We start from the raw sequence: 12,632 nt of genomic DNA, 5'->3' as shown, positions 1-12,632 counted from the left end.
CTCAATATTTATTTTTTATAGAATTGTTGAATATTCCTGTATAAAGAATGTAAAAATGCATCATTAATTTCGGTACTGTCGCTCTGTACCTGCCTGATCTGTGAGAACAGGTACTCTGTTGCAGCCAATGCTATGCCTGACCGCAGGCTCAGCTTTTCTACAAAAGCCTGATCCAGTACATTGGTATTTAACTGGTAACTCGTACGTACATGTTCCAGGAAGTGCTGGATCATTTTCTGCGCCAGGTTACGATTATTATGTTTATTGTAGTAGAGACTGGCTATCGTTGCCGCAAATGAAGCGGCATCGTTGGTTAGCGGAGCAATTTCCGGTATTGATTTCTGTTTACGCTTTAAGCCAAACAATACATATATCAGCAAGCCGATAAAAGAAAGGATGATGGCTGCACGCGTAGCTTTATGCTCCCAGAGTACAGACCAGTCCGAACGACTGGTGCGCTTTTGCGCTGCTACCATGAAGTATACATTCTTAGCATCTTTTGAGGTATAGCTGAAAATATCGGAAATAAATTCCCGGTTATTACCCTGTAGTAGAAAGTAGTTGGAGCAGGTCAGGAAATTTGTTGCTACCACCATCTTGCCGTCTCCTATACGCAACACTGCGGCACAGATATTGCCTTTATCATCCCAGGCAATCTCCGTAAGTTGCTTCTGCGCAGTATCGGTCTTCAGAAAGCCCGGAAAAATATTATAGTACATCCGCTTGCTCTGGTATGCGGCACGCTGCCCGTCTGCTTTAAGGGTATATACTTTATCAATAGTATGATCAGCAGTATCGGTATCAAGGGCATGATGTGCATTAAGCACCTTTAGCGGCAATGCCTGAACCAGCGCAGTATCCCACTCATCAGCAATGATCACTACATCATTACCTTCATACATCCAGTCATCGAGCTGGCGCATTTCCTGCTCACTGAAGGCCACAGCACCTGCCAGTACTACATAAACACTTTTCTGCTGTTGCGAACTGGTGGTGAAGATATTGGCATTGGAAGGGATAAAATGAATTTTGGCCTGCGGATACAGGTGCGGCAGCATCTCCCCGAACAGGTAAAAACCATATGGGTCTTTACTTTCCAGGGTATACTGTATCTCCCAGTTTGTTTTCTTCTCGGACTTGATACAGGCCTCAAAGCTAAACAAGGTCAGGATACAGAGCAATATGTAAGCGATACGTTTCAAGAGCAATGCTTAAGCGATTTTTTGTTTCAGTTGTTGATAGATACTCTGTATAGACTGGTAATGCGCCGCATCAACCGTAAAGCCTCCATACCAGGCGTACTCGTAATGGCGCAGCAATTGCGTCAGTAATACATGCAGTTCGGTATGTCCTGACTGTCTCAGTACAGATACATACTGGTAGTTAGAACCAGAAGGGCTGTATGCGATCAAACCACGCTCATGCAGTAACAGCAATACATGTCGATAACTATGGCGTACGGCCAGCCTGTAATCGGGTATCTGCTCTGCTTTACGGATGATGTCTTCCCAGCTTTCGGGTATAAAATCATCGGCCAGCTCATCCTGCTGCAGATTATTTACTTTTTTATCCTTACGGCCAAAGATCGGTAATCCATTATGACGCACAATCTGCCATATAATAGCAATGACCACAAGCCCTACAACAGCCCACAAAAGGAACGTGCCGAAGGGTCCTGCAAAAAATTCGAAAATAGCCGTTATAATCTTACTCCATAACGACTCTTTATATTCCTGAACCGGTTCCTCTTTAGGCTGTGTATAACGAAAGTCAGGATCTGAGGTCAGCTTGGCCCATGCGGCATCTGAAATTTTTCTCGGCTCCGGCGTGACCGGCGCTATGGAATCGATGTAAGAGAATGTGAAGGTTTCCTCTTCATATTCCTCGGTCGGATAGGTCGTATAACCATCCTCCGCAGTGTCGGAAACATAAACGGTATCTCCGCTCACATATGCCGCATCCGGGTCTTCATCATCTACGACAGACTGCGCACTGGCCTTTCCGGGAGATAGGCTCAGCGATAATAAGAGTGCTGTAAAGTATATAAATAAATGTTTCAATTCCGATGCTTGTGTTCTATTTGTTTGCCGCTTCCTGCTTCATGGCCATAGCCAGGTCTTTGCCCAGGTAACGGTCTATTAGGCCCTCCGCCCAGTAAATAACGGGAGTCAGTACCAATGCCATGACAAATTTATATGAATAATTGACCAGGCAAACTGCCAGTACACGTTGCCAGCTCCAGTCATTACCTAATTTAAACGCAATATACAATACAATAAAGCTATCAACTAATTGTGATACTACCGTAGATCCTGTCGCTCTTAACCAGACCATTTTATTGCCTGTTCGCTCTTTGATCTTATGAAATACAAATACATCGACAAGCTGGCTTACCATAAAGGCCACCAGGCTTCCGATAATGATCCACATGCCTTGTCCGAAGATGGCATTAAAGCCGGACTGCATATTGGGCACACCCTGCCCTTCTTTGGAATGTACCCAGAAATCGCTGGCGGGCGCATGTATGGCTACATAGAACATGACAAAGGCGTAAATAATCAGTCCCACTGCGGTAAGGGAAATGCGCTTTACGGCTTTCTGCCCGTAATATTCATTCACAATATCGGTCACTACAAACTCCAGGGGCCAGAGCAGCACACCACAGGTAAGGGTATAGCTGAGATGCGACTCGCCAAACAAAGTAAAATCCGATGGCTGCATGCCAAATACAGATTCCAGCGAAAATAACTTGCCTCCTATGCATTCAGCGATGAGTGCATTGGCCACAAAGAATGCGGTGATCAGCACAAACAACCGGGTGGGTTTATCACTCCATATTTTTGTAATCATGTTCTTATATATCGTTTAATTACGCACATCCAGTATATCCCGGATGGCATTGCCTAAAATATTGAATGCCAGTACCAGCAGCATAATAGCTAAACCCGGAATGAGGGCCAGTACCGGGTTTCCGGCAATCAGGAAATTATAATGTTCCTTGATCATCAGTCCCCAGGATGGTGTAGGCGGTTGTACGCCTATACCCAGAAAACTCAAACCGGCTTCGATTAATATTGCCGTCGCAAAATTAGACGCAGCAATTACGGTAATGGGTCCGGCAATATTGGGCAAAATATGTCTAAAGATAATACGCATATCTTTTAAACCCAAAGCCTTTGCCGCAACTATAAAATCCATTTCCTTCAGCTGCATTACCTGCCCGCGGATCAGCCTTGCAGCACTTACCCAGGAGGTAAGCCCTATGGCTATAAAGATCTCCCAGAATCCTTTACCTATAGTGAGGGTAATTGCGAATACCAGCAGCAGTGTGGGTATAGCCCATAAGATATTGACCAGCCACATAACCGCATAATCGACCCAGCCTCCGTACCAGCCGGATATGGTACCCAGTATAATGCCAATGCTTAAGGATAATACTACCGATACAATACCAACGCCTATACTCACCCTGGCCCCGATCAGCAGGCGGGAATAAATATCTCTGCCATAACGATCGGTTCCCAGCAGGAATCTTTTCTTTATAAATATTTTTTCTGCAACGGCATCTTTAGCATTGTGCAGTCCCAGGGCTTTAAAGGAGTACACCTGTACATCCTCCATACCATCATCTATATAATGTCTTACCTGTATACCGTCTTTGATCTTTACCCAGCCATTGATAGGCAGTAAGCGATAGTCGGCAGGAGTACCCATAAGCAGGCGCTGCAGCCAGCCCGGCCGGGTAATGGTCTGCTCCTTAGGCACTTTCAGAAAAGTTTTGGTATAACCTGGTGGTTTGGCACTCAGTTCTACGGTCATCATATTGGCATCAGGTGTCCGGTCACTGGCCAGCGGATAGGCCAGTAACGCAACCAATGATACCCCTATAATGAAGAAAAGGGCTACCGATGCGGTTTTGTACCGTTTACAGAAAGTATAGAGTCGTTTGAGCAAAGACGAAAAATATGTGCCGCAAAATAGAATAAATATAACAAATACTGATCTTCCTGCAGGAATTATTCAGGATACAATTGTAAAATTTTTTAAAAAAATTAGTAACTTTGCCGCCTTACCCCATAGGTAATTACAATTAATTTTCTCAAAATGAACACCAAACAAAGAACTATCTTATTAGCAACTGTATTAGTATTATTTGCTGTTGTATCCCGTATCATGAGTGTTGAACAGAATATCTGGAACTTCGCAAGTATCGGAGCCATCAGTTTGTTCAGCGGTGCTATCTTCAAAAACAAAGCCAATGCTTATGTTTTACCCCTGATCGCATACCTCGTTACCGATATCTATATTGAAATCACAAAAGGAAACGGTTTCTATGATGCATCTCAATTCTTTGTATACGGTGCCATGTTAGTTACTGTATTCTTCGGTACTAAAATGAAAAGTGCCAAGTGGTATAACGTTGTTGGTTTCTCAGTATTAAGCTCAGTATCTTTCTACCTGATCTCTAACTTTGGTGTATGGTTTGCTGGTTTCTTCCCATCTAAGTATGTGATGTACCCTACTACCATCAATGGTCTGATCGATTGTATGGTTGCCGGTATTCCATTCTACAAAAACACTTTCGCGAGCGATTTAATTTTCAGCGCAGTATTATTCGGTGGTTATGCAGCTTATGCAAAAGCCAGCAAACAAAGCAAAGTATTAGCTTCAGCTTAATCCTGATACATTATTAATTATTGAAAAGAGGCACCCTACGGTGCCTCTTTTTTTTGCGCCTGAAAATCAAGCATTTTCTCTCCGTTCTTTACATCAACACTATAGCTTTAATGGCTCAATACAGTAAACAACTTCTTTTCTTCACATAACTTTAATGCAGGCCTGCTTTCACTTTTAAAAGAAAGACCGTACCTTTTCGATAGCTATAAATAGCATTTTCTAAAAAATTGTAAATCAACGGACAATAATAATATATGGAAGTAATTGTAAGACAACTGCAGATCGAGGATTATGAGGGACTAAAAGCAGCTATGATCGAGGCCTATGACGGCATGGGTGGGGTATGGCGCGAAGCAAATATCAAGAAACTATTATCTATATTCCCGGAAGGACAGTTCTGCGTGGAAGTAGACGGCAAGGTGGCTGCCTGTGCCTTATCTATCATTGTGCAATACAAACTCTTCGGAGACGAACATACTTATGAGGAGATTACCGGCAACTATTCTTTCAATACCCATTTTGAAGATGGCGATGTACTCTACGGCATAGAAGTATTTGTGCACCCGGATTTCAGAGAACTGCGCCTGGCCCGTCGTCTGTACGATGCACGTAAAGACCTCTGCGAACAGCGCAACCTGAAAGAGATCAAGGTGGGTGGCCGCATACCCAATTATCATAAATACAGTAATGAGCTAACACCTAAACAGTATATTGAAAAGGTAAAGGCTAAGGAGATATATGACCCGGTACTCAGCTTCCAGATTTCAAATGATTTCCACGTAGTCAAAGTACTGCGCAATTACCTGAAAGGAGATGTGCAGTCTGAAGAGTATGCTGCCCTGCTGGAGTGGAATAATATTTATTATTCCCGTAAGAAGAACGCTATGAGTGACAGCATCATTCGCCTGGGACTGGTGCAGTGGCAGATGCGTCCATTTGCCACTATGGAGAAATTCTTTGAGCAGGTTGAGTTTTTTGTGGACACCCTCAGTGCCTATAATGCTGACTTTGCCGTATTTCCGGAATTCTTCAACTCTCCCCTGCTCGCCGAGTTTAACCATTTGTCGGAATATGAAGCCATGCGTGAACTGGCGAAAAAGACAGAAGAAATCCGCATAAAAATATCGGAATATGCGATTGCCTATAATGTCAATATCATTGCGGGTAGTATGCCGGTTGTGGAGGATAATAAACTATACAATATCTCCTTTCTCTGTCACCGCGATGGTAAAGTGAGCGAATACCGTAAGATCCACATTACCCCGAACGAGGAAAAATACTATAGCATTACCGGTGGCGATAAGATCGCGGCCATCAATACAGATTGTGGTAAGATCGGTATTCTGATCTGTTATGATGTAGAATTCCCGGAACTCTCCCGCCTGCTGGCCCTGGATGGCATGAAGATCCTGTTTGTACCCTACCTTACCGATACGCAGAATGCATATACCCGCGTGCGCCATTGTGCAATGGCAAGGGCTATTGAGAATGAGTGTTATGTAGCTATTGCGGGCTGTGTGGGCAACCTGCCGGGGGTCAATAATATGGATATACAGTTCGGACAGGCGGCGGTATTTACCCCTTCGGACTTTGCCTTCCCGATGAATGCTATTAAGGCGGAAGCTACACCCAATACAGAGATGACCCTTATTGTGGATGTGGACCTTAAACTGCTGAAAGAGCTGCACCACTACGGATCGGTAAAAACCATGCGCGACCGCCGTACAGACCTGTACGAGATCAAAAGGCTCAACAAATCACGTTAAGATTGAGCGCATCTATAGGGCAAACGTTAAATTTTATGCAGATCAATGATATATTACGTAAATTTGCACCCCTTGTATTAAAAGTATTTTGAATGAGTAAAACGGTAGCATTTCACACCCTGGGTTGTAAACTCAACTTTTCAGAAACTTCCAGCCTGAGTCGTACGCTGGAAGCGGAGGGTTTTGTAAAGACCGATTTTGAAGAGGTGGCAGATGTATATGTCATCAACACCTGTTCTGTAACGGAAAATGCCGATAAAGAATGTCGCCAGATCGTGCGAAAAATACAAAGAAAAGCACCGGAAAGCCTGGTGGTGATCACTGGTTGTTATGCCCAGCTGAAGCCGCAGGAGATCGCCAGTATAGAAGGTGTAGACCTGGTACTGGGTGCTGCGGAGAAATTCAACCTGGCACATCACCTGAAAGAATTATCAAAAGGTAACAGTGCCAAAGTATGCAGCTGCGACATCGAGGATGTGAACGGCTTCAATGCCTCCTACTCTGTTGCAGACCGTACCCGTACCTTCCTCAAGGTGCAGGACGGATGTGATTATAACTGTTCTTTCTGTACCATACCCCTGGCCCGCGGTCATAGCCGCAGCGACAGTATTGCCAATGTGATTGAAAATGTAAAAGTACTGGCCGATGCCGGTACTAAAGAGATTGTACTGACCGGCATCAACCTGGGTGATTTTGGTAAAGGCAATACCGGTGGCAAGAAAAAAGAAGAAACCTTCTTTGACCTGATTCAGGAGCTGGACGCAACCGAAGGTATAGACCGCTACCGTATTTCGAGCATTGAACCTAACCTGCTCAGCGAAGAGATTATTTCTTTTGTGGCCGAAAGCAAACGCTTTATGCCGCACTTTCATATTCCTTTACAAAGTGGTAGTAACCAGATACTTGGGCTGATGCGTCGCCGCTACCAGCGCGAATTATATACAGAGAGAGTACAACAGATTAAGGCATTAATGCCGCACTGCTGTATTGGCGTAGATGTGATTGTAGGCTTCCCGGGCGAGACGGATGAATTGTTTGAAGAAACATTCCAGTTCCTGCATAACCTGGATGTATCTTACTTCCACGTATTTACTTATTCTGAACGTAACAATACGCTGGCGGCCGATATGAAAGATGTTGTACCGCAACATATACGCAATGAGCGCAACAAACGCCTGCGTAATCTTTCTTATCAGAAAATGCGCTATTTCACCGAACAGCATACCGGACAGAAGCGTGCGGTACTGTTTGAACATGTCAATAAAAATGGCATTATGGAGGGGTATAGCGATAACTACATCCGCGTGCAGGCAGCACATACGCCCGAACTGGAAAACCAGATTGTTGAATGGGCTATTTAGATTAATAATTTCTTTTTTTATAAAGCGTGTTGCGCGCCGGCATAGCCGGCGCGCAACACGCTTTATAAAAAGCTTTATGACTATCTGCATATAGGTAACTTATTGTTCGCCCTTTCGAACAGATCGCTTGAACGGCCTTATAAATCCGGCGTTAGTAAAATCATTGGCTCGGTCGATAAAGTCGGAAACCACAGTCTGAGCGCAGCAAGTCTGTGTTTGCGACCGACTGACACCTTGATTTTTAGCCAGGGATTTATACAACCTTGATTTTTTGGCGCTACCTTTTGCATCAAGGCAAAAGGTAGCAATAGATGTATAGGCTATTTAAATCATAATCCTAATCTTTGTTTCCTTTAAGCGGATACTCATTAAAAAAATTTCGCTTCACGGGATTTTAAAATTATCTTTGCCACACCAAATTCAATCAATTTTATATGAGATTTTTTATCGATACTGCTAATCTGGATCAGATCAAAGAAGCACACGATTTAGGTATTCTGGATGGTGTTACCACCAACCCTTCCCTGATGGCCAAAGAAGGCATTAAAGGTCAGGATGCGATCATGCAACACTACAGAGACATTTGCGCAATTGTAGATGGTCCGGTAAGTGCAGAAGTGATCTCTACCGACTTTGAAGGCATGGTGGCCGAAGGTAAAAAACTGGCAGCTATCCATGACAATATCGTGGTAAAAATCCCAATGATCAAAGATGGTATCAAAGCGATCAAATGGTTTACCGACAATGGTATTCAGACCAACTGTACCCTGGTATTCTCTGCAGGTCAGGCTATCCTGGCAGCAAAAGCAGGTGCTACAATGGTATCTCCATTCATCGGCCGCATCGACGATAGTAGTTGGGATGGTGTAAAACTGATCGAGCAGATTGTAAATATCTATAATGCACAAGGCTTTATGACTGAAGTACTGGCTGCATCTATCCGTAGCCCTTTACATATTGTACGTTGTGCAGAAGTTGGCGCAGATATCTGTACCTGTCCGCTGAGCTCTATTACAGGACTGCTGAAACACCCGCTGACCGATCTCGGACTGGCCCAGTTTATGGCAGATGCAAAGAATCTGTAAGGATTTGCGAAGTTTTTCCGGAAATAAGGATTTCCACTTTATATTTGCGTATCGGGCTATTCCCGGTACGCTTTTTTATTCTAAGCATCTAAGCACATACGGTTATGATTGAAGTTAAGCACGTAAAAAAGAGATTTGGCGACAAGGAGATTCTGAAGGATGTGAGTTTTTCTATGTACCCGGGCCAGACCAACCTGATCATTGGGGCCAGTGGTAGTGGTAAGACGGTAATGATGAAATGCATGATTGGCTTGTTTAAACCCGAAGAAGGACAAATCCTTTATGAAGGTGAGGATATATTGTCTATAGATGCTAAAGAAATGAAGGAAATCCGTAAGCAGATCGGTATGCTCTTCCAGGGCTCTGCATTGTTTGACAGTATGACCGTGCAGGAAAATGTTATGTTTCCGCTGAATATGTTTACCCATGATTCTTTTGCTAAAAAGAAAGCCCGTGTAAATGAAGTACTGGCCAAAGTGGAACTGACCGATGCCAACCATAAATATCCGGCCGAAATCAGTGGTGGTATGAAAAAGCGTGTGGCGCTGGCCCGTGCCATTGTACTGAATCCGAAATACCTTTTTTGTGATGAGCCCAACTCCGGCCTCGATCCGCAGACCTCTCTCGTCATCGATCACCTGATCAAAAACATTACGCGCGAGTATAACATCACTACGGTAATCAATACACATGATATGAATACGGTAATGGAAAGCGGCGACCATATTGTGTATATGCACAAAGGCGAGAAACAGTGGGAAGGCTCTAATGAAGAAATTATCTTCAGTGAGGATGAACTGCTGAATAACTTCATCTTTGCGTCTGAATTCCTGAAAGGCGCTAAAGAAGCCCGGATCAGGGAGGCGCGCAATGCCGGCAAATAATGATATGCCTATCCATAAAGGGTTTTAACCGACTTTAACGCTCTTTAACATTTTTTTTATATATTTTTATATAAAGTTTAGACCCATCAAAAAGCATCTCTATGCGATATGTAAAAAAAATAATCCTGTTTCACCTGTTTGCATTATTCCTGATCTGTCAGGGGAAATCTGTTTATGCCAGCCACACCATGGGCGGAGATATACAATACGTTTGTCTCGGAAATAACAGATTTGAATTTACATTCACGCTATACCACGATTGTCTTACCGGCAATCAGGAGGCGATCAATGCAGACGACCCCTCTTTCTATGCCATATTTGACAAAGGTACAAATGCAGCTGTGCTCAGGGGCTCTACCGGACCAGCCATCATCCGGCAGGTAGTACCTACCGGCTTCAGCAATGAATGTATCAGCAACTTTCCGAATGTGTGTATGAGCAAAATGGTATTTAAGTTTACCGTTACCCTTCCACCATCTACAAGCGGATACCTGTTTGTATACCAGCGTTGTTGCCGTAATGCCAGCATTACCAATATTTTCAGTCCGGGAGTAACGGGTTCTACCTTTACGATAGATATCCCTCCTTTTACTGCAGGACAGTGTATCAACAATAGTCCTGTATTTCATACCGCACCACCACAGATCATCTGTGCCAACAATCCGCTGAATGTAGACTTCTCAGCATCGGATGCAGACGGAGACTCTTTAAGCTATGAATTATGCTCTGCATACATCGGCGGTGATGAGTTCAATCCTAATCCGGGTCTGCCGGGTCAGCCACTGATTCAGGCTCCACCATATAACCCGGTAAGTTATGTACCACCATTCACCCCAACAGCACCCCTGCCTTCTAACCCTGCACTGGCCATTAATCCGACTACAGGTTTAATGACCGGAAGACCTACTGCGGTGGGCCGGTATATCGTAACTGTTTGTGTAAAAGAATGGCGTAACGGTGTGGTGATCAATACAGTAAGTCGTGACCAGCAATTTGTAGTAACGGATTGTTCCCGAAATGTGATTGCCGATATACCACAATTGAGTGATGAGCCCGGCACCTATATCATAAAATGTGCAAGCGACCGCTCTGTATTCTTTGAGAACAACAGTGCCGGTGGTAATACATTTTTCTGGGATTTCGGCGTACCCAATACCAATTCCGATACTTCCGTAGCCTTTGAACCAACCTTTACCTATCCTGATACCGGTGTATACCTGGTAAAACTGATCGTGAACAGAGGTACAACCTGTGCAGACAGTATCACCCGTCTGGTTAAAGTATACCTGCCGCATCATGCCGATTTCAAATATGACGGTAATTTATGCCAGGGCAGTCCTCTGCAGTTTACAGACCTTTCCACAACACAGATGCCGCCATTTGTGTTCTGGCAATGGGATTTCGGTGACGGACAGACCTCCAGCCTTCAAAACCCGGTACATACGTATAATACCAACATTGAAAATCATGTGGTACGCCTGATCTCTGCCTCACAGAGAGGCTGTCGTGATACGGCTATAAAGACGATTGTCATTCCTTATTTCGATCCGAGTGCAGGTACTGATACTATCATTGTAAAAGGCTATCCGTTCAATATGCGGGGCAGTGGCGGGGCTACCTATGAATGGACTCCGACAGATTTTCTGGTGAATCCGACCGACCCGCTTACGGCAACTAATTATACTTCCAGTGGTGTATATCCTTACAATCTTAAAGTTACCAGCGCTCAGGGCTGTATGGCTACTGATTCGGTAACGATTACGGTAGTAGACAAGCCATGGTTTATTGTGCCTTCCGGATTTACGCCAAATGGCGATGGACGTAATGATATAGTAAAACCGATCTCTGTAGGCTATATGCGCCTGCTGTATTTCAAAATATACAATCGTTTTGGCCAACTGGTATTCCAGTCATACAGCTTTAATAACGGCGGATGGGATGGCTATTTCAACGGCAAACCTGCAGAGACGGGTGTATACTTCTGGCATGCGGCGGCTGTAGATCCGTTTAATGAAACTTATGAAGCGAAGGGCGATATAACCCTGTTCAGATAAAATTATATATACAAAAGATGAAAGTTGTTATTACCGGCGCTACCGCAGGAATCGGAAGGGCCTTAGCAGAAGAATTTGCCCGCAACGGGCATGATTTATGGATCACCGGCAGACGCACAGACCGCTTGACAGAAATAAGTGCACAACTGCAGAAGGAATATAATGTAACCGTAAATTATACCTGTTTTGATATCCGTGAGAGAGCCGCTGTAGAAAATGCTGTAGCGACAATCGCAGCAGATTGGGGCGCTCCCGATATACTGATCAATAATGCCGGACTGGCCCTCGGGCTTTCTGGTATTGAAAACGGAGACGTGGACCAATGGGAAACCATGATCGATACCAACCTGAAAGGATTGTTATATATGACCCGCCATATAGCCCCGCTGATGGTGAAGGAGAAAAAAGGACATATCATCAATATTGGCTCTACTGCAGGTAAGACTGTATACCCCAATGGTAATGTGTACTGTGCGACCAAACATGCTGTAGTGGCGCTTTCTGAAGGCATGCGCATAGACCTGATGAATTATAATATCAAAGTCACTGCGATCAATCCCGGTATGGTAGATACAGAATTCTCCTGGGTACGCTTCAGTGGTGATGAAGATAAGGCATCAAAAACATATGACGGCTTCGAACCATTACATGCTGCCGATGTAGCCCGCACGGCTTACTATTGCGCTACCCTTCCGGAACATGTATGCCTCAATGAAATTACCATGACCTGTACCCGCCAGGCCAATGGCATCTTTAAAACAACAGATGCTGCTGTGCAGCAATCCTGAGTGTACGAATCAGGTAT

At 44.3% G+C, this 12,632-nt stretch carries 11 protein-coding genes; 7 read left to right on the top strand and 4 right to left on the bottom strand.

Translation table 11 applies throughout. The features are described 5' to 3' along the window. Positions 1-8 precede the first annotated feature (8 nt). Genes EMP01_RS12315 through EMP01_RS12300 form a run of 4 tightly spaced genes read right to left on the bottom strand, consistent with a single transcriptional unit; the run spans position 9 to position 3,954 of the window. A complete protein-coding gene (locus tag EMP01_RS12315) occupies positions 9-1,202 on the bottom strand; it encodes a DUF4350 domain-containing protein (RefSeq protein WP_129021855.1) in 1,194 nt (397 codons plus the stop codon). Between the two features lie 9 nt (positions 1,203-1,211). Continuing rightward, a complete protein-coding gene (locus tag EMP01_RS12310) occupies positions 1,212-2,060 on the bottom strand; it encodes a DUF4129 domain-containing protein (protein ID WP_129021854.1) in 849 nt (282 codons plus the stop codon). 16 nt (positions 2,061-2,076) lie between these two features. Next, a complete protein-coding gene (locus EMP01_RS12305) occupies positions 2,077-2,850 on the bottom strand; it encodes a queuosine precursor transporter (RefSeq protein WP_129021853.1) in 774 nt (257 codons plus the stop codon). 15 nt (positions 2,851-2,865) lie between these two features. Beyond that, positions 2,866-3,954: an ABC transporter permease gene (locus tag EMP01_RS12300; RefSeq protein ID WP_237559535.1), complete on the bottom strand. Its 1,089-nt coding sequence runs from the start codon at positions 3,952-3,954 to the stop codon at positions 2,866-2,868. A gap of 150 nt (positions 3,955-4,104) precedes the next feature. Here EMP01_RS12300 and EMP01_RS12295 point away from each other — a divergent pair, with 150 nt between their 5' ends. From EMP01_RS12295 to EMP01_RS12265, 7 genes are all read left to right on the top strand, one after another. Then, positions 4,105-4,677 carry a DUF6580 family putative transport protein gene (locus EMP01_RS12295; RefSeq protein ID WP_129021852.1) on the top strand — a complete coding sequence of 191 codons (573 nt, stop codon included), beginning with the start codon at positions 4,105-4,107 and terminating at the stop codon, positions 4,675-4,677. 254 nt (positions 4,678-4,931) lie between these two features. Continuing rightward, complete coding sequence (locus tag EMP01_RS12290; RefSeq protein WP_129021851.1) at positions 4,932-6,443, top strand: carbon-nitrogen hydrolase family protein; 1,512 nt, start codon at positions 4,932-4,934, stop codon at positions 6,441-6,443. 92 nt (positions 6,444-6,535) lie between these two features. Next, positions 6,536-7,804: a tRNA (N(6)-L-threonylcarbamoyladenosine(37)-C(2))-methylthiotransferase MtaB gene (mtaB, locus tag EMP01_RS12285; RefSeq protein WP_129021850.1), complete on the top strand. Its 1,269-nt coding sequence runs from the start codon at positions 6,536-6,538 to the stop codon at positions 7,802-7,804. A gap of 434 nt (positions 7,805-8,238) precedes the next feature. Continuing rightward, positions 8,239-8,889, top strand: a complete 651-nt coding sequence (gene fsa, locus EMP01_RS12280) for a fructose-6-phosphate aldolase (RefSeq protein ID WP_129021849.1) — start codon at positions 8,239-8,241, stop codon at positions 8,887-8,889. Positions 8,890-8,993: 104 nt separating this feature from the next. After that, the gene (locus EMP01_RS12275; protein ID WP_129021848.1) at positions 8,994-9,773 is read left to right on the top strand and encodes an ABC transporter ATP-binding protein; all 780 of its coding nucleotides are present in this window, start codon (positions 8,994-8,996) and stop codon (positions 9,771-9,773) included. A 101-nt stretch (positions 9,774-9,874) separates the two neighbouring features. Continuing rightward, on the top strand, positions 9,875-11,827 hold the full coding sequence (locus tag EMP01_RS12270; RefSeq protein ID WP_129021847.1) for a PKD domain-containing protein: 1,953 nt from the start codon (positions 9,875-9,877) through the stop codon (positions 11,825-11,827). A gap of 17 nt (positions 11,828-11,844) precedes the next feature. Then, complete coding sequence (locus tag EMP01_RS12265; protein ID WP_129021846.1) at positions 11,845-12,615, top strand: SDR family NAD(P)-dependent oxidoreductase; 771 nt, start codon at positions 11,845-11,847, stop codon at positions 12,613-12,615. Positions 12,616-12,632 lie beyond the last annotated feature (17 nt).

The organism is Edaphocola flava (assembly GCF_004118155.1).
In the GTDB taxonomy this organism is placed as follows: Bacteria; Bacteroidota; Bacteroidia; order Chitinophagales; family Chitinophagaceae; genus Edaphocola; species Edaphocola flava.
The sequence above is the reverse complement of the archived record's forward strand: the minus strand, read 5'-3'. Positions and strand labels throughout refer to the sequence as shown.